This window comes from Hymenobacter frigidus (genome assembly GCF_014640435.1).
GTDB classification, from domain to species: domain Bacteria; phylum Bacteroidota; class Bacteroidia; order Cytophagales; family Hymenobacteraceae; genus Hymenobacter; species Hymenobacter frigidus.
The window spans coordinates 1-17,376 of the sequence record NZ_BMGY01000034.1; the positions used below are offsets into that span (position 1 = coordinate 1).

Annotated in this window: 14 protein-coding genes; 4 read left to right on the forward strand and 10 right to left on the reverse strand. The window is 56.9% G+C overall.

Going from position 1 to position 17,376, the window contains the following annotated elements; all coding sequences use genetic code 11:
• The first annotated feature begins 157 nt into the window (after window positions 1-157).
• Window positions 158-517: a YtxH domain-containing protein gene (locus tag IEW17_RS15375; protein ID WP_188562947.1), complete on the forward strand. Its 360-nt coding sequence runs from the start codon at window positions 158-160 to the stop codon at window positions 515-517.
• A gap of 413 nt (window positions 518-930) precedes the next feature.
• Here the strand turns inward: IEW17_RS15375 and lysS are convergent, their stop codons facing one another.
• The 6 genes from lysS to IEW17_RS15405 form a co-directional block, all read right to left on the reverse strand.
• The gene (gene lysS / locus IEW17_RS15380) at window positions 931-2,481 is read right to left on the reverse strand and encodes a lysine--tRNA ligase (protein WP_188562948.1); all 1,551 of its coding nucleotides are present in this window, start codon (window positions 2,479-2,481) and stop codon (window positions 931-933) included.
• Window positions 2,482-2,712: 231 nt separating this feature from the next.
• On the reverse strand, window positions 2,713-3,801 hold the full coding sequence (locus tag IEW17_RS15385; RefSeq protein WP_188562949.1) for a hypothetical protein: 1,089 nt from the start codon (window positions 3,799-3,801) through the stop codon (window positions 2,713-2,715).
• Between the two features lie 232 nt (window positions 3,802-4,033).
• On the reverse strand, window positions 4,034-6,205 hold the full coding sequence (locus tag IEW17_RS15390; protein WP_188562950.1) for a carboxy terminal-processing peptidase: 2,172 nt from the start codon (window positions 6,203-6,205) through the stop codon (window positions 4,034-4,036).
• Between the two features lie 248 nt (window positions 6,206-6,453).
• Window positions 6,454-7,269 carry a hypothetical protein gene (locus IEW17_RS21360; RefSeq protein ID WP_308420627.1) on the reverse strand — a complete coding sequence of 272 codons (816 nt, stop codon included), beginning with the start codon at window positions 7,267-7,269 and terminating at the stop codon, window positions 6,454-6,456.
• 159 nt (window positions 7,270-7,428) lie between these two features.
• The gene (locus IEW17_RS15400) at window positions 7,429-7,797 is read right to left on the reverse strand and encodes a hypothetical protein (RefSeq protein WP_188562951.1); all 369 of its coding nucleotides are present in this window, start codon (window positions 7,795-7,797) and stop codon (window positions 7,429-7,431) included.
• A 225-nt stretch (window positions 7,798-8,022) separates the two neighbouring features.
• On the reverse strand, window positions 8,023-9,222 hold the full coding sequence (locus IEW17_RS15405; protein ID WP_188562952.1) for a proline dehydrogenase family protein: 1,200 nt from the start codon (window positions 9,220-9,222) through the stop codon (window positions 8,023-8,025).
• Between the two features lie 147 nt (window positions 9,223-9,369).
• Here IEW17_RS15405 and IEW17_RS15410 point away from each other — a divergent pair, with 147 nt between their 5' ends.
• Window positions 9,370-10,497, forward strand: a complete 1,128-nt coding sequence (locus IEW17_RS15410) for a chorismate mutase (RefSeq protein WP_188562953.1) — start codon at window positions 9,370-9,372, stop codon at window positions 10,495-10,497.
• A 253-nt stretch (window positions 10,498-10,750) separates the two neighbouring features.
• Here IEW17_RS15410 and IEW17_RS15415 read toward each other — a convergent pair whose 3' ends face one another.
• Window positions 10,751-11,206 carry a hypothetical protein gene (locus IEW17_RS15415; RefSeq protein WP_188562954.1) on the reverse strand — a complete coding sequence of 152 codons (456 nt, stop codon included), beginning with the start codon at window positions 11,204-11,206 and terminating at the stop codon, window positions 10,751-10,753.
• Window positions 11,207-11,322: 116 nt separating this feature from the next.
• On the opposite strand from IEW17_RS15415, the gene aroB reads away from it, so the two are divergent.
• A complete protein-coding gene (gene aroB / locus IEW17_RS15420) occupies window positions 11,323-12,369 on the forward strand; it encodes a 3-dehydroquinate synthase (protein WP_188562955.1) in 1,047 nt (348 codons plus the stop codon).
• Between the two features lie 102 nt (window positions 12,370-12,471).
• Window positions 12,472-13,716, forward strand: coding sequence for a 3-phosphoshikimate 1-carboxyvinyltransferase (locus IEW17_RS15425; RefSeq protein WP_188562956.1), 1,245 nt, complete (start codon window positions 12,472-12,474; stop codon window positions 13,714-13,716).
• Here IEW17_RS15425 and IEW17_RS15430 read toward each other — a convergent pair.
• The 3 genes from IEW17_RS15430 to IEW17_RS15440 all read right to left on the reverse strand — a co-directional run bounded on the left by IEW17_RS15430 (window position 13,700) and on the right by IEW17_RS15440 (window position 17,336).
• Window positions 13,700-14,503, reverse strand: coding sequence for a helical backbone metal receptor (locus tag IEW17_RS15430; protein WP_229749039.1), 804 nt, complete (start codon window positions 14,501-14,503; stop codon window positions 13,700-13,702). The genes IEW17_RS15425 and IEW17_RS15430 overlap by 17 nt on opposite strands.
• Before the next feature lie 129 nt (window positions 14,504-14,632).
• On the reverse strand, window positions 14,633-15,703 hold the full coding sequence (locus IEW17_RS15435) for a M42 family metallopeptidase (protein WP_188562957.1): 1,071 nt from the start codon (window positions 15,701-15,703) through the stop codon (window positions 14,633-14,635).
• A gap of 64 nt (window positions 15,704-15,767) precedes the next feature.
• The gene (locus tag IEW17_RS15440) at window positions 15,768-17,336 is read right to left on the reverse strand and encodes an acyl-CoA carboxylase subunit beta (protein WP_188562958.1); all 1,569 of its coding nucleotides are present in this window, start codon (window positions 17,334-17,336) and stop codon (window positions 15,768-15,770) included.
• Between the last annotated feature and the right edge of the window lie 40 nt (window positions 17,337-17,376).

Here is a 17,376-nt window from a genome sequence, read left to right on the forward strand (position 1 = left end):
AGTAGCCCGACGAAAAAAGCGCCGACCTGCCGGCCGACGCTTTTTCAAAACTTGGGTAAGGACAAGGCCGCAAGGTGTGAGGTTTTTTGCTGGCCAACAACTCGGCCGGGTTTTCCGTTAGGGAAGAAACAAACTCTTCTATTTTCCTGCAAAACCCATGAAAGACGACAAAGGCAAAGTCATTTTCTCGCTCATCGCCGGAGCCACCGCCGGCATCGTGGCCGGCCTACTACTCGCTCCCGAAACCGGCGACGACACCCGTTCCAACCTGCGTAAGTCGGCTTCCAAGTGGGGCGGCGACCTCAGCAAACTGGTGAAGGACACCCTAGCCAAAGTGCAGGGACTCGATGCGGGCCATACCAACCCCGATGCCGACGTGAGCGAAGACAAACAAGCCGCCGACCGCCTGCTGGAAGGCTTGGGTGCCGGCACGCCCTCCACGGCCCACACCCACAGCCAGGACAACCCCGATTACGATGGTTTTGGCGACGACACCCGCCACCAGCCCAAGCTGTAAATCCAAGATAAAAAATATTCGCTTTGACGTAACCTACCAGTAGTACAAACGTATAGGACCTCACAACCGACTTGAAAGAAGGCCGAAACGTATTGTCAGTAAAATTGCCGGTCGTAGGAGCTTCTACTGAAATTGGTCAAACAACTCAGTAGCAAAATCAGACGGTCCCATCGCAAGCTTCTGAGAAAGTCAGCGGTTTGAAGGGTAGGAAGGTTGTAAAAAAGAAAAGCCCCGCACGATATTTCGTGTGGGGCTTTTCGATTTTTAACCGCTGGTCAATTTTTGACGCCTGTCATTTCCATCTGTCATCCTGAGCTTGCGAAGGACCTTATCACTGCTGAACGATTATGTTCCAACCTGATAAGGTCCTTCGCAAGCTCAGGATGACAGATGGAGGCTACAAGCAGCCGCTACTACTTTTCCTCTGTCTTCTCTTTCTGCACAGTCTCCGGCTTCATCTGCGGGAAGAACAGCACGTCCTGAATGGAGTGCGAGTTAGTCATAATCATGCTCAGGCGGTCGATGCCAATGCCCAGGCCGGCTGTGGGCGGCATGCCGTACTCCAGGGCGCGCAGGAAGTCCTCGTCTAGTACCATGGCCTCGGTATCGCCACGCTTGCCCAGTTCCAATTGGTCCTCGAAGCGTTGGCGCTGGTCGATGGGGTCGTTGAGCTCCGAGAAAGCGTTGCAGATTTCCTTGCCGTTGCAGACGGCCTCGAACCGTTCCACCAGGCCGGGCTGGTCGCGGTGCTTCTTGGCCAGCGGCGACATCTCCACCGGGTAATCAGTGATGAAGGTGGGCTGAATCAACTTGGGCTCTACGTGCTCGCCAAATATTTCGTCGATGATTTTGGATTTGCCCATGCTGGGGTCCAGCTTCACGTGCAGCTCCTGGGCGGTTTCGCGCAGGGCAGCTTCATCCATCTCACCAATGGCCTTGCCGGTGTATTTCTCGATGGCCTCGAACATGGTGTAGCGCTGCCAGGGCCGCTGGAAGTTAATAAGGTTAGCCCCTACCTGTACTTCGGTCTGGCCGTGCAGCGCCATGGCCACGCGCTCCACCATTTCCTCCACCAGGTCCATCATCCAGTTGTAGTCCTTGTAGGCCACGTACAGCTCCATTTGGGTGAACTCCGGATTATGAAAGCGCGACATGCCCTCGTTGCGGAAGTCCTTGCTGAATTCGTACACGCCATCGAACCCGCCCACGATGAGGCGCTTTAGGTACAGCTCGTTGGCGATGCGCAGGTACAGCGTCATGTCCAGCGTGTTGTGGTGCGTGGTAAAGGGCCGGGCCGCCGCGCCACCGTACAGCGGCTGCAGAATCGGGGTTTCGACCTCCAGGTAGCCTTTGTCATTCAGGAAGTTGCGCATCGACTGCACCAGCTGGGTGCGTTTGATGAACGTGTCGCGCACCTGCGGATTCACGGCCAGGTCCACGTAGCGCTGGCGGTAGCGCTGCTCGGGGTCGGTGAAGGCGTCGTAGGTTACTATTTCGCCGGTTACTTCGTCCTTTTGGGTTTTCACCACGGGCAGGGGGCGCAGGGCTTTGGCCAGCAGCTTCAACTCCGTGACGTGGATGGACGTTTCGCCCACCTGCGTCTTGAATACGCGGCCTTTCACGCCGATAAAGTCGCCCAAATCGAGCAGCTTCTTAAATACCACGTTATATAGCGTCTTGTCCTCGCCGGGGCAAATTTCGTCGCGGTTCACATACAGCTGAACGCGGCCTGACGTGTCCATCAGCTCCGCGAACGAGGCCTTGCCCATCACTCGCGACGACATTAGCCGCCCCGCCAGCGTCACTTCCTGGAAGTTATTCAGCTCCGGGTGGTAGTTGTCCTGAATCTCCTTGGCGTAAAACGTCACGTCGAACAGCTCCGACGGGTAGGGGTCAATACCCAGCTTTTCCAACTCTTCGAGTTTGTGGCGCCGCTGCTGTTCCTGTTCGCTTAAGTGTTGCATATAATAGGACCACGGATTTGGCCGGATTTCTCGATTTCCACAGATTTTGTGGCCGATTCCTCCTGTCAAATCAGCTTCTTCGCCGAGCCAAGAAGTGCATGGTAAATGAGAAGTGAGCCGCAAAAGTACGGCACGAAAAAGCCGCTCCGAAATGGGAGCGGCTTTGCAATCATAAAACCCAAATAATCCGGGCAAATTGGCGGGCCGTACCGCTACGCAATGGTGGGGGCACTACGCAGCCATGCGGTACTGCGGGGCCTCGGCGTTGAGGGCCGGAGCCGAGGGCGGCGTAGGCGCCAATACCGGCTCGACGCGGGTGCGCAGGCGCTCTTGCACAAAGCCCGCCTGCAGGTGTAGCGGCAACTCAGCCACTAGCTGGCGGTAGCGCTCCAGGCCCAGGGCTTTGGCCACGTAGGTTTCGTGCACGCCATTGAGGTAGCTCACAATGTTCAGCAACGAACCATGAAACAGGCGGAAGTCGATATCAGCCTCCACATAGCGCTCAATCTCGCGGCTGGTCTGCGAGATGCGCAGGCGACCCAACAGGTCGAAGATGGTGGTATAGCCCAAGCGCCAGGTAATCTGCTGCCAGTGCGCAGCGGTCCACTTGTCCAGCGGCCGGCCAGTTTTCTGGCTGCGAATGGCCGTGTTGGGGTTGGTCTGCACTTGGGCGCGGGTCCACTGCGCCTTCATCTTGCGGGTAGTGCGCAGAAACTGGCCAATCTGGGCCTGGGCATCAATCTCCTTGCTGGCGATGTGCAGCCCGGCTTTGTAGCCAGCCAGCGGCAAGCGGTGAATACTGAAGTCACCGTACGCCCCAGCCGCGTAAAACGACACCGGGCGCGGGTAGGCATTCTTCACCACCAACCGTCCTACCTCGCGGCGGATAAGCTGGCTGTTGCTGCTGCGCACGCCCGTGGTGTATAGGAAGGCCTGCATACCCGATAGAATGGCGTGGTAGGCCTGCGGAAACGTCCAGTGCAGGGCGTTGCGCAGGAAGTTCTCGTCGCCCAGTTCCGCCGTAGCGCGCAGCGCGTACTCCGTGCTCCAGCTAGTGTGCAGCAGCCTGGTGAGCGCGGCCACGTCACCGTCGTTCAGTTCAGCCGTGTGGTTGCGGAAAAACGGCAGGTTCTGCAAGCCACCCAGCACGTCATCATTTTCCTGAATGTGGTAGTTGATAGCAAAGAAATAGTTGAGAAAAACCTGCGCCGGAATAGACTTGCGCCAGGTTTCGTCAGCCAATTTCTGCTGTTGCTCATCGGCGATATTGGCTACCGACGGGTTGAGCGGGATAATGCGGGTTTCCTCTTGAGTCGTCATGCTAAGTAAACAGCAATAGACGGGCTTTTAGTTGCCTGAATACTAAATTTGTTGTCAATTTTCATGTATCATATTTCATTGTTTATAAAGTAGTTATGACGGTTATGGAATTGCATTTGTAAAATAAAAATTAACCAGGATTTACTAATGGGTTTGTCACGCTGCAAAAGTTACAAAAAAAGCCCCCGCACCGGAAGGTGCGGGGGCCCTGGCCAACGCTTTGAAGCAGTTATTAATTCTTCAGCTCATCCTGAATCACGGCTACGGCTTCGCCGATAGTTATGTCCTTCTTCAGGCTTTTGGTGAAGCGGGCAGCCCGGTTCATCTTCACCGTGTCGCCACCCAGGGCGCGTACATCGGCAGCCAGGGGGGAGAAAGCCAAGGCAGTGCTGGTTTTCTGAGCCTCTTCGTAGCGGTCCGAAATTACTTTGGCTTGCTGCTGCTCCGCCCGATAGGCACTCAGCTTGAGCGAAACGGTGGTTTCATCCTTGCGCTTGCGCATGCTCTTCACCATCTCATCCATCACTTTGAAGCTAGGATTGGTGGCAATACGGGCCTTGCTGCTGGCGCGTAGTTTATCAAGCGCCGGAGCGGCATCCCAGGTCCGGTAGCGGGCAGGCTGAATCTCATCCCACTTCAGGGGGTAGTCCTGCTCTTTCTCGCCTTGGTCGAGGTAGGAGTAAAGGTCGGGCACCACAATATCCGAAACAACGCCCTTGAATTGGGTGGAGCCGCCGTTGACGCGGTAGAATTTCTGGGTAGTGAGCTTCAGCGAGCCAATCGGCTTGATGCTGTTCAGTTCCGAAGGCAACGCTTCGTCGAGGTCGAGGATGCGCTGTACCGTGCCCTTGCCGTAGGTGCTGGTTGAGCCCATTACCACGCCGCGGTGGTAGTCCTGAATGGCAGCCGCCAGAATCTCGGAAGCTGAGGCGCTGTACTTGTTCACCAGCACCACCAGCGGGCCGCTGTATTGCACGCGTGGGTCGTTATCGGTCAGCACGTTGGTGCGGCCCTGGCCGTCGCGCACCTGCACCATTGGGCCGCTGCCCATAAACAGGCCGGCCATCGACACGGCATCGCCGAGCGAGCCACCACCGTTGAAGCGCAGGTCCATCACAATGCCCTTCACACCCTCGGCATTGAGCTTGGCCAGCTCCTTTTTCACGTCGTCGGAAGAACTCCGGCCGCCGTTGTCGTTGAAATCCGCATAAAAGCCAGGCAGGCGCAGGTAGCCAATTTTCTGGCCCTTGTCCATGATTACGGATGACTGAGCGTACTTCTCATCTACCACCACCACATCGCGAATAATGGGAATAACCTTGGTGCTGCCGTCGGGCTTCTTCACTGTAAGACGAACCTCCGAGCCTTTTTTGCCGCGAATCAGTGTGACCGCCTTCGCTGTGTGCCAGCCTTCAATACTGACCGGCTCGGCCGCGCCCTGAGCTACGCGCAACAGCGCATCGCCCTTCTTCAACTCGCCCTGACGCGCCGAAGCTGAACCGGGCATGATGTCATCGACGTAAATCAGGCCATCTTTCTCGCGCAGCGTAGCTCCAATACCCTCGAAGCGGCCGGTCATCTCGTAGTCGAAATCCTCTTTGGCTTTGGGCGCGAAATACTCGGTATGCGGGTCGTAGGTGTTGGCAATGGTGTTGGCGTAAGTCGCCAGCCGCTCATTAGCATCGGTCTCATTGATTTCGTCAAACTGCTCGTCGTAGTATTTCAGCACGCGCTTGCGGGCTTCGGCCTCCATCTGGGCAGGTGTGCGGGTGGGTTCGGCAGCAGTGGGCGCTTCGGTATTGGCGGCGCTGGGCGCGGCAGTAGCAGTGCTGGGCTTGGTATCTTTTTTGGCTTTCTCTTGCGCTTCCATCATTTCCGATACCCGGCTCAGGGTTTCGTACTTCATCAATTTGCGCCACAACTCACGCTGAGCAGCCTTGTCAGCCGGAAAGGCGGCCTTCTCAAAATCCGTCTGAAATGACTCGTCAACGGTGAAGTCGAAAGGTTTGGCTAGAATCTCGCGATAGAGGCCCTGCATTTCCTTGGTGCGTTCAGCCATCAGCTTGGTGCTGAGGTCGAGAAACTCGTGTGAGCCGCTTTTCACTTCGTCATCAATGCGCGTTTGGTACTGGCGCAGCTGTTCAATATCTGAGGTTAGCAAGAACTGCTTGCGGTAATCGAGGTGCTTCACATACAAGTCGAATACGCGCTTGGAAAAAACGTCGTCAATTTTTTCGGGTTGGTAATGTGCCTGCGTGAGGCCTTCCATCATAGTGCCAATCAGTACCTGGTCTTTGCTCGGCACGGCCGAATTGGTTCGGTGCAGCAAGCGGTAAGATGCCAGAACGAACACGGCTGCTACCAAAAAGGCATACAGACCAACTTTCAAGCGTGGGAATGACATCAGCGAAAAATATTATAGCAGGGATGAAAATCAAATATACGGCTTGGGGAAGGCATATTAAGCCCAGCCTGTCTACGTCAAAAACGTCACTATGGGTAAAATAAGTGCCCGCAGTAGCGAACCGTTTCTCAAGCGTTTCAGCCAAGGAAAAAGCCGAGCAGAAAGGGCACTACGTAGTAACAAAAAAAACCTCTCCCGGTTGGGAGAGGTTTTTTCGTAGTCACTCAGACTAAGACCTGACGGGCAGGCTAATATTTGTAAATCTTGTCGCCGCTGTGGCGACGGAACTCATCTTCGAAGTATTTAGCATCTTCGGCGTTGCGGGGCTTCACACCCATCACAATGCCGCCGCCCTTAATGCCACTTTCGTACTCGGTAGCGTGCTCCTCGGGGATGCCCGAGCCTACCAGGGCACCCACCAAGCCGCCCGTGAGACCACCTGCACCTGCACCGGCCAGTGCGGCTGCCAGCGGACCAGCGATAATCAGGCCCAAGCCGGGCAGGGCTACTGAAGTACCAATGGCGGCAATAGCACCAATGATGGCACCGGCGGTGCCGCCAATGGCCGAGCCTACGCCTGCGCCTTCCATGGCCTTATCGCCGAGGTCGGTGTCGGGCGTGTCATCACCAAAATGAGTCTTGCGGGTTTCGTCCGACATGAGCAGGTTCACGTCGTCTTTGCCATAGCCGCGCGAATGCAGCGACTCGTAGGCTTTCTCGGCGCTGTTGCGGTCGCGAAACATGCCGCTCATGCTACCACCATCGCGGTAAGGCTGGCCAGATACGGCGTGGGCCGCGCTGTCGGCAGTGTTCTGTACGCCATCAACGGCGCGACCTGCTACGGCACCGGGGGTGCCAGCAATTGCACCACCTTTAGCCGTCGCGCTGAAGTCATCACTATCAGCTGAATTGGTCGGCGAAGCACCCGTGCCAGCGTTGTAGCTAGTGCCTTCGTTGCTCAGGCCAGTGCTGTTGCCCATACCGGTACCAGTGTTGCTGGTACCATAGTTGGCGCCAGCGCCAGTACCGGAATTTTGCGGGTTGTTCGAATCGTTGGTATTCATGGGATGGAAAGAGAAGTGTGGATAAGAAGCCAACCTACAGGCTGGCTACAATCCTTAACGGTGCACGCTTAGTGGAGGTTACACTGCCACTTCGATTCCCGTCATTCTCCGTATTTACCACAAAGTCCCGGGTCGTTGTCGGACTTTATCCCAAATTACTCAGGCAAACTTTTGAAAATTAGGCTCGTCGCACCAGAAAGCTCGGCAGTCGCGAACAAGGTTTTTCATAAACTCTTCATCCTGCTTGAGAGTACGCCATTCACCCATGCCCATTTTTTCGCACAGCTTATAGAAGTTGTCGCCCTGGCCTTTGGAGCCCTGCACCTTCACCAAGGCACTCAGCGGGGGGCGGCCGGCTTCGTGTTCGGTCATCGAAATTTCGGCCAGCATCTCATTGAGCCGGGACTTTTCGTGGGAAATTTCCAGATTCAACCCCAGTTCAGCTTCCTGCACCAGCGTGAGGTAGCTTACAGTACCGGTTTGCAACCGGGAATAGCGAATTAAGTACGTGCGGATACGACCAGTCATGGCAGGGTTACAAGTGAGCTAAAAACCGTTTTGGGGGCTGAAAATTAGCAAATTTTGGCTGGACAGCACAGCTTATCCGCCGCGCCGCCGCTAGAAATTTCAACCTTTTGGGCGTACTCTCCACCATAATCGTTCCGAAAATTTTGCCGCCCAGAAATTGAATGTGCGGCAGAGTTGATTTCGGGGCGGTTTTGAGTGTGAGATGCGAGTTTCAAGGGGGTAAAATTAGCGCCCCTGCCGCCGCCGTATTTCTTTCTGAATCAGCAAAAATTCCCGGCTACTCTGGCCGGCGATGGCAGTGTTTTCATCGGCTCGGCGCAGAAGGTAGGGCATCACGGCGGCCACGGGGCCGTAGGGCAGGTACTTGGCGGTATTGTAGCCGGCGTTGGCGAGGTTGTAGGTGAGGTTGTCGCTCATCCCGTAGAGTTGGGCAAACCACACGCGCGGGTCGCTGGGGGCAATGTGGGCCTCCTGCATGAGTTGGGTAAGCAGTAAGGAGCTGGCTTCATTGTGCGTGCCGGCGCAGGTGCTGATGCGGTCGATGTGCTGCACGCAATAGCGCAGGGCTTCTTCGTAAAGGTCGTCGGTGGCCTGCTTGGTGGGGTTAATGGGGTTTTGCTGGCCGCGCTGCTTGGCTACGCGGGCCTCTTTTTCCATATAAGCGCCCCGTACCAGCTTCACACCAAAGTAGTAGCCGGTTTCGGTGGCCGTTTGGTGGGCGGTTTTGAGGGCTTTGAGCCGGTCGTGGCGGTAGAGTTGGTAGGTGTTCCAGACAATGGCTTTTTCCTGATTGTACTTGGCCATCATGTCGTAGGCCAGCAGGTCGATGGTATGCTGAAACCAGCTTTCCTCGGCATCGACGAATAGGCGCACGCCGTGCTGATGGGCGCGGGCACACAATGCCTCTACGCGGGCCACGGCGCGGGTGTGGGCGGCTTCTTCGTCGGCGGTGAGCAGCTGGCCGGCCTGAATTTTCTCCAGAATAGCCACGTTGGCCACGCCCGTCACCTTAAATACCGAGAAGGGAATGTGCGCCGAGCGGTGAGCCTCGTCGATAGTGGCCAGAATTTCGTCGCGGGTGCGGTCGTAGCTGCGGTCATTACCCTCGCCCTCCACCGAGTAGTCGAGGATGGTGCCGATGTTGTATTTGCCCAACTCAGCCGTGACGGGCCGGCATTCCTTAATGGTTTCGCCGCCGCAAAACTGCTCGAAAATGGAGTGCTTGACGAGGAACTGGGTACCGGGCAGGTTCCACTTCAGGGCCGCTTTCATGAGGCTGCTGCCGGTTTTTACCAGGCTCCCGTTATTCATGGCTGCAAACAGGGCGTAGACTTTGCGCAGCTGCGCATCGGTCTTGGACGCGAAGGCCACGCGAGTGTCTTCGAACGACACGGTGCGGGCCTGAGTAGGGGCGGGAGACAACATAATTGGGGCAGCTGGGATGTGGGAATTTGGGCAGTGCGAAATAGACCGCGAAGGTAACCGGTAAACAACGTTCCTGGGAAACGAGTTACGTTTGCCTTGATTTTCGGCCGTTGGCCGGGAAGCCATTCTTGCTTATCGCCCCCTGAAATGCCCGCTGCTCCCACTACATTCTTTACCCGACTGCTGGCCCAGAAGGGGCAACCCCTGCTCATCGCCGGCCCCTGCTCGGCCGAAACCGAAGAGCAGGTGCTCGCTACCGCCCACGGCCTGAAGGCTTTGGGCAACATCGACTTGTTTCGGGCCGGCATCTGGAAGCCGCGCACCCGGCCTGGCTCATTTGAGGGCATGGGGGCAGTGGCGTTGCCCTGGCTACAGCGCGTGAAGGCCGAAACTGGCATTCCCACGGCCATTGAAGTAGCCACGCCGCGCCACGTGGAATTGGCCCTGCGCCACGGCATCGACGTGCTGTGGGTGGGAGCCCGCACCACCGTGAACCCCTTCGCGGTGCAGGAATTGGCCGATGCCCTGGCCGGCACAGGCGTGCCCGTAATGGTGAAAAACCCCGTGAACCCCGACGTAGCCCTGTGGGCCGGGGCACTGGAGCGCCTGGAGCGCGCCGGCATTTACGATTTGGCGGCTATTCACCGGGGGTTTAGCACGTTTGCCCCCAGCCGCTACCGCAATGCGCCGACGTGGATATTGCCCATCGAGCTAAAAACACGCTTTCCGCACATTCCGCTCATCTGCGACCCCAGCCACATTGGCGGGCGGCGCGATTTGCTGCTGCCCATCGCCCAAAAGGCCCTCGACCTCGACTACGATGGCCTGATGATTGAAACCCACCCCGACCCGGACCACGCCCTCAGCGACGCTGAGCAGCAGGTAACTCCCCAACGCTTGGGCGAAATCCTGAGCGAGCTGAAATACCGCTACCGCTCTTCTGACAACGCCGAATACCTCAATAAAGCTGAGGAGCTACGCCAGAAAATGGACGAGGCCGACCGCGAAATTGTGGAAGCCCTGGCCCGTCGCATGGCTTTGGTGGAAGAATTGGCCGAATACAAAAAGGAAAACAACGTCAAAATTCTGCAGTTTGACCGCTGGCAGGAAATTTTCAGCACCCGCACCGAATGGGCCGGTAAGCTGAACGTGAACGACAAATTCGTGGCCGAACTTTATAAATTAATTCACGTGGAGAGCATCCGGAAACAAACCGAGGTGCTCAACGGCCGCCCGCAAGTGGACGGGGTGCAGCACCTCGGGCCAGGACTGTAGCGTGCCGGAGCCAGCGGTATTTCTCGTAGTAGCCGCCATTAATACCGGCCGCTTCGCCGGGAGTGTTCAGCAAAAAGACCAGAAAAAGATGCGGCAGAATTGGAAGGTACTTTTGGAGCTTACCGAATAAAGCAACCACAAAGTTCACCGGCCACGCTGCAAGGAAGTATACCTTGGGGCGTGGCACGGTGGGCTATTGCGCAACAGTGTAAGTGGAAACGTGGAGGAAGGAAAAAGTGTAAGGTGTGGTGCTTTACCGGGTGCCGCACCTGTCAAATGGTACGCGCTGGTAGGTGGCGCTGAAGCCGTCGGGGTTGTCGTCGCTAATCACGAGGGTAGTGGTAGAAACTTCGGCCAGATACTGGCGCAGGGTGGTGGCGGGCGCACCGTAGGCCACGAACGTTTCAGTCCGGTTGGTGTTATGGGCCAATGCTTGGGTCAGGGTAAACGTTGTGGAAGTAGCAGCAGCCCCGTTTAGTAAGAACTGTACCTGACCGTTGGGCTCAAACATGATTTCCTTTTTTTGAGTGGAATCGGCGGGCATGGTGCGTCCAGCGATGCCGCCCGACGTTTGGATAAGCTCCCAGCGGCCTTCCAGCAGCGAGGCGGTGGTGAGTTCGGGGGCGGGCAGTTCTTTCTGGCAGGCCGAAAGGCCGACTGTCGTGAAGCCTGAAATAACGAGCAGCAGCAGACGTAGCAGGCGATACATAGGGGAGAAGAATTAAAGTGCGGAAAGTATAACTCGTGACGTCCTGACCGGTCGCGTTTCGCAATGGTTGCGTGCGGGGTAAACTATTGGCGGTTTTTTGTGTCGACTTTTGCCCCATGGATAATTCCGTTATCATCGGGCCCAACGCCTTATCGGCCTTGGCCGAGTTTCTCTATCGCCCCGCAGTAAGCCGCGTGTTTGTACTGGTCGACAGCAACACGGCCCGTCTGTGCCTGCCCCTATTGGAACCGCACCTTCCTAATAATTACCACCTCATCGAAATACCGGCCGGCGAAGAATATAAAACCTTGGCCAGCTGCGATACCGTGTGGACCCAGCTAACCCAGCACCGGGCCGACCGCCACGCCGTGCTGGTGAACCTGGGCGGTGGCGTGGTCACCGATTTGGGCGGCTTTGCGGCGGCGCTGTACAAGCGCGGCATCCGCTTTGCGCAAGTGCCCACCACGCTGCTGGCGCAGGTAGATGCCAGCGTGGGCGGCAAAACAGGCGTCGATTTTCAGGGTTTTAAAAACCAGTTGGGGGTGTTTCAAGCCCCGGCCGCCGTGTTCATCGAGCCTCGGTTTTTGCAGACCCTGGACCCGCGCCAGCTCAAGTCGGGCTACGCCGAGGTCATCAAGCACTGGCTCATTGCCGATGCCGCCGCTTTCGAGCAGAACCGCCGCCTGGGCTGGCTCACCGACGACTGGACTGCCATTATCCGCGATTCCGTGGCCCTCAAGCAGCGCATCGTAGCTCAGGACCCACTCGAAGCCGGCCCGCGCAAGCTGCTCAATTTTGGTCATACCGTGGGCCACGCCCTCGAAAGCTACCTGCTTACCCAGCCCGGCCGCGAGGCTTTGCACGGCGAGGCAGTGGCCGCCGGCCTGGTCTGCGAAAGCTGGCTTTCGGTGCAGCGCGGCCTGCTAAGCCCGGAGGAATTGGACAAAATTGAAACCTTTGTATTCTCGGTGTTCGATAAGCTGTCGTTTGTGGGGCTGGAAACCGAAGCTATTGCCGAATTCGCATTGCAGGATAAGAAAAACGCGGGCAATACTATCAACTGCACCCTGCTGAATGGTATTGGCAGCGGCGTGTACGACCAGCCGGTGACACTAACTGAAATCGCTGAGGCGCTGCGGTATTACCATCGGCTGCAGTCGTAGAGCGCCGGTTCAGGCCTGATATTATAAATCCCTTAGTCAATGGCAGGTGCAAGCCTGCTACTTGGTTTTGCAACGACGGGCTGAGTCCCACCCTACCATTCTATGCATTTAATCTGGCTCGGCGGTCCGCTCCATGGCACTGCCCAACTCCCAGCTTCCAAAAGCGAAGCTAACCGCGCACTCATCTTGCAAGCCCTGGCTGGTGGCGGCAACTTAGGCAACCTTTCCGATGCCCACGATACCCAACTCATGCGCCGCCTGCTGGCTGCCGCGCCCGGCACCGATGTGCTTGATGCCGAGGATGCCGGTACTGTCATGCGGTTTTTGACTGCTTATCTGGCGGTTACGAATTGGCGCGGCCGTCTGGTGGGCACCGCCCGCATGCAGGAACGGCCCATTGGCGTGTTGGTGGAGGCCTTGCGGCAAGCCGGAGCCAGCATCAATTACCTCAACAACCAAGGCTACCCGCCGCTGGAACTGGCCGGCTTTGCCGCCACGAAAGAGGCGGAAGCGCCTACCGAGTTGGCCGTGCGTGGCGACATCAGCAGCCAGTACATTTCGGCCCTGCTGATGGTGGGCCCGCGCCTGCCCGGTGGCTTGCGTTTGCGCCTTACCGGCCACGTTGGCTCGCGTCCTTATATCGATATGACGGTGGCGCTGATGCAGCTTTTTGGGGCCAATTACACCGCTGAGGGCGATACGCTGACGGTGCGCCCCAGCCACTACCAGCCCACCGACTACACGGTGGAATCGGACTGGTCGGCCGCCAGCTATTGGTATTCGTTGGTGGCGCTGGCCCCAGCGGGTTCCGAAATCACGCTGCCCGGCCTGCGCCGCGAGTCGCTGCAAGGCGACCAGGCCATTGCCAAAATGATGACGCATTTTGGGGTGGCCACTACCTTTCTGCCCGATGGCATCCACCTGAAGCAGCAGCCGCTCGCGCCCCAAACAGAAGTCCTGACCCTGAATTTTACCGACTGCCCCGACCTGGCGCAAACCGTGGCCGTGGTCGCAGCCGCCCTCAACCGGCCAGTGGACCTGACTGGTCTGGAAAGCCTGCGCATCAAAGAAACCGACCGCATTGCAGCCCTGCAAACGGAGCTGGCCAAGTTCGGCGGCGACCTGCGCGAAGTGTCGGAAGGCCGTTTTCGGGCTGAATCGGTTGGATTTGCGGTCAATAATCAATCAATAGCTACTTACCATGACCACCGCATGGCCATGGCATTTGCGCCGCTGGCTATGCGCGGCCCACTGACGATGGAGTCGCCCGCGGTAGTAAAAAAGTCGTATCCGCAGTACTGGGTTGAATTAGCGAAAAGTGGATTCGTAATTAGCGAAGCTGACTGAAATAGGCGGCCGATTTACGGAGCCGGCTGCCGTACCAGCTGAATAATTCGCCGTCGACAATTTCAATTTTTGCGGCGGGGCAAATCGCTTGAAATTCGGCCAGATGCTTTTCGTTAAACGGGTACGGCTCGGAGGAAAGCAGGATGCGCTGGGGGGCGGCGGCAGCTAATTGTTCGGCGCTTATCTCCGGGTAGCGGGCTTGCCCGGCAAAGACGTTGCTAAAGCCGGCACGGAGCAGCATGTTGTCAATAAAAGTGCCTTTAGCGGCCGCCATATAAGGTTTACGCCAGATAAAATAGGCGGCTGAAATGGCATTTTTATCAGTTGCCAGCGCTGCAAATGATGCGTCAATTTCAGTTGCCATTGCTTCCGCTTTTTCTTTGGCCCCGGAAATAAAACCAACGCGCCGAATCATATCCAGCGCCTCGGGCAGGGTGCTGATGTCGCTCAGCCACACCGGGTAATTAGCAGCTAATTGCTCGATACCGGCCTGATAGTTTTCCTCTTTATTCCCAATTATTAAATCGGGCTTCAGCGCGGCTATCTTTTCAAAATTGAAATTCTTCGTGCCGCCAATGACAGTGGATTTTGCACGAGCCTCAACGGGGTGAATACAAAATTTGGTAATACCCACCACCTTTTCACCCAGTCCCAAATCAAACAGCAATTCCGTTTGTGAGGGTACCAAAGACACGATGCGCTGCGGCGAAAACGGCACCGCCACTCGGCGGCCCATCTGGTCGGTTACGGTTAGCGGCGGAAAAATGGGAGGAAGAATATAGTCCATGTAAAAAATAGCATCCTGAGCAAAGACGAAGGACCTTGTCATGCCTGAACGAACCGTTCGGGCATGACAAGGTCCTTCGTCTTTGCTTTAAACGCAAAATGCTCAGGATGACAAACGTTTTTTGAAAACTTACTTGAAATACCGGAAATCGTGGCCGTCTTCGATACGCAGCAGCGTTTCGTAAATGAGTTGAGTTACGCTTTCCACGTCGTCTTTGTGCACGGTTTCCACGGTGGTGTGCATATACTTCAACGGCAGCGAGATGAGGGCCGAAGCCACGCCGGAGCCGGAGTAGGCGAAGGCATCGGTGTCGGTGCCGGTGGCGCGGGTGGCGGCGGCGCGTTGGAAGGGAATATCAGCTTTCTTGGCAGTGTCGATGATGAGGTCGCGCAGGTTGTTCTGCACGGCGGGGCCGTAGGTAATAACTGGGCCTTTGCCGCAGGAAATGTCCCCGGCGGTCTTTTTCTCGTACATCGGCGACTGGCTGTCGTGCGTCACATCGGTGATGATGGCCACGTCGGGATTGATGCGGTGGGCCACCATTTCAGCCCCGCGCAGGCCGATTTCTTCCTGCACGGCGTTCACGATGTAGAGGCCGAAGGGCAACTTTTTCTTGTTCTCTTTCAGCATCCGGGCTACCTCGGCAATCATGAAGCCGCCCACGCGGTTATCCAGCGCCCGGCCCACGTAAAACTTGTCGTTGAGCACCGTCAGTTCGTCCTCAAACGTAACCACGGAGCCCACGTACACGCCCATCTCGGCCACTTCCTCGGCGCTGCTCGCGCCGCAGTCCAGAAATACGGTTTCGATGGTTGGCGCTTTGTCCTGCTCCACCTTGCGCACGTGGATGGCAGGCCAGCCGAAAATGCCTTTCACAATGCCTTTTTCACCGAAAATATTGACGCGCTTGCTAGGGGCTACCAACGGGTCGGAACCGCCGTTGCGCCGCAAATACAAATAGCCTTCTTTGGTGATGTAATTTACGAAATAGGAAATCTCATCGGCATGCGCTTCAATGACGACTTTGTATTTCGCTTTGGGATTAATCACGCCCACTACCGTGCCGTAAGTATCCACGAAATACTCGTCGATATAGGGCTTGAGGTATTCCAGCCACAGCTTCTGGCCTTCTTTTTCGAAGCCGGTGGGGGAGGGATTGTTGAGGTAGGCCTGGAGGAATTCGAACGATTCAGGGCGCATGATTTGGCAGGAATATGAACGTCATGCTGAGCTTGCCGAAGCATGACGTTCTAAGGGTTATAATTTATAGCGGAATGTTGCCGTGTTTCTTACGTGGCATGGTATCTACTTTATTCTCCAGCATTTTAAACGCCCGAATGAGCTTCTGACGGGTTTGGGAAGGTAGAATCACCTCATCTACGAAGCCGCGGTGAGCAGCGCGGTAGGGCGTGGCGAATTTTTCCTGGTACTCATCTACCTTCTCCTGAAGCTTGGCGGCGGGGTCGTCGGCCGCCGCAATTTCACGCTTGAAGATGATTTCGGCCGCGCCTTTAGCTCCCATTACGGCAATTTCGGCGGTGGGCCAGGCGTAGTTCATGTCGGCCCCGATGTGCTTGGAGTTCATCACGTCATACGCCCCGCCGTAGGCCTTCCGGGTGATGACGGTGATACGCGGCACAGTCGCTTCACAGAAAGCGTAAAGCAGCTTGGCCCCGTTCGTGATGATGCCGCGCCACTCCTGGTCAGTGCCGGGCAGGAAGCCGGGCACATCTTCCAGCACCAGCAGCGGAATGTTGAACGCGTCGCAGAAGCGCACGAAGCGTGCGGCCTTGGTACTGGCATTAATGTCGAGCACGCCGGCGAGCACAGCTGGCTGGTTGCCCACAATGCCAATGCTGCGGCCTGCCAGCCGCGCAAAGCCGACCACGATGTTCTCGGCGAAATTCTGATGGACTTCGAGGAAAGAATTAGGGTCGATAATGCCTTCAATTACCTCACGCATGTCGTAGGGCTGGTTGGCATTGTCGGGAATCAGCTTGTCGAGCACCGGGCGGCTTTCGTCGCCGCTGGCCTCGTAGGGCTGCGCGGGTGCAGTTTCTTCGCAGTTCTGCGGCATGTAGCTCAGCAGCTGCTTGACGTGGTTGATGGCCACCACTTCATTGGCGCAGCTGAAATGCGTGACGCCGCTTTTGGCCGAATGGGTGCTGGCTCCGCCCAGCTCTTCGCTGGTTACTTCCTCGTGGGTCACGGTTTTTACCACGTTGGGACCAGTCACGAACATGTAGCTCGTGTGCTCCACCATCAAAATGAAGTCCGTAATGGCCGGCGAATACACCGCGCCACCCGCGCACGGCCCCATGATGGCCGACAGCTGTGGCACCACGCCCGAGGCCAGGGTATTCTTGTAAAAGATGTCGGCGTAGCCGCCCAGGCTTACCACGCCTTCCTGAATCCGGGCCCCGCCCGAGTCGTTTAAGCCAATCACCGGCGCGCCGTTTTTCATGGCCAAGTCCATGATTTTTACGATTTTCTCAGCGTGGGTTTCGCTCAGTGAGCCGCCGAAAACGGTAAAATCCTGCGAGAAAACGTAGACCAGCCGGCCGTTCACCGTGCCATAGCCCGTAATTACGCCATCGCCGAGGTAATGCTCTTTGTCCAGCCCAAAGTCCTTGGAACGGTGCATCACGAACTTGCCAATTTCCTCAAACGAACCTTCGTCCATCAGCAAGTCAACCCGTTCGCGGGCGGTGAGCTTACCTTTTTTGTGTTGAGCGTCGATACGGGCTTGGCCGCCGCCGAGGAGGGCTTCTTCGTTTTTGCGGGCCAGTAAATCGGTTTTCGAAAGGTGGGCGTGGGCGTGCGGGTCGGGCATGAGCAGGGGTGAGCGCGCGGGTGGGAGGGTTGCGCGGGAA

Bases quoted from the DNA above. Each gene is read 5' to 3' on its own strand.
- IEW17_RS15375 (WP_188562947.1), top strand. From the start codon at position 158: ATGAAAGACGACAAAGGCAAAGTCATTTTCTCGCTCATCGCCGGAGCC.
- IEW17_RS21360 (WP_308420627.1), bottom strand. From the start codon at position 7,269: ATGAATACCAACGATTCGAACAACCCGCAAAATTCCGGTACTGGCGCT.
- IEW17_RS15405 (WP_188562952.1), bottom strand. From the start codon at position 9,222: ATGTTGTCTCCCGCCCCTACTCAGGCCCGCACCGTGTCGTTCGAAGAC.
- IEW17_RS15385 (WP_188562949.1), bottom strand. From the start codon at position 3,801: ATGACGACTCAAGAGGAAACCCGCATTATCCCGCTCAACCCGTCGGTA.
- IEW17_RS15425 (WP_188562956.1), top strand. From the start codon at position 12,472: ATGCATTTAATCTGGCTCGGCGGTCCGCTCCATGGCACTGCCCAACTC.
- IEW17_RS15390 (WP_188562950.1), bottom strand. From the start codon at position 6,205: ATGTCATTCCCACGCTTGAAAGTTGGTCTGTATGCCTTTTTGGTAGCA.
- IEW17_RS15415 (WP_188562954.1), bottom strand. From the start codon at position 11,206: ATGTATCGCCTGCTACGTCTGCTGCTGCTCGTTATTTCAGGCTTCACG.
- IEW17_RS15440 (WP_188562958.1), bottom strand. From the start codon at position 17,336: ATGCCCGACCCGCACGCCCACGCCCACCTTTCGAAAACCGATTTACTG.
- IEW17_RS15430 (WP_229749039.1), bottom strand. From the start codon at position 14,503: ATGGACTATATTCTTCCTCCCATTTTTCCGCCGCTAACCGTAACCGAC.
- IEW17_RS15435 (WP_188562957.1), bottom strand. From the start codon at position 15,703: ATGCGCCCTGAATCGTTCGAATTCCTCCAGGCCTACCTCAACAATCCC.
- IEW17_RS15400 (WP_188562951.1), bottom strand. From the start codon at position 7,797: ATGACTGGTCGTATCCGCACGTACTTAATTCGCTATTCCCGGTTGCAA.
- IEW17_RS15410 (WP_188562953.1), top strand. From the start codon at position 9,370: ATGCCCGCTGCTCCCACTACATTCTTTACCCGACTGCTGGCCCAGAAG.
- lysS (WP_188562948.1), bottom strand. From the start codon at position 2,481: ATGCAACACTTAAGCGAACAGGAACAGCAGCGGCGCCACAAACTCGAA.
- aroB (WP_188562955.1), top strand. From the start codon at position 11,323: ATGGATAATTCCGTTATCATCGGGCCCAACGCCTTATCGGCCTTGGCC.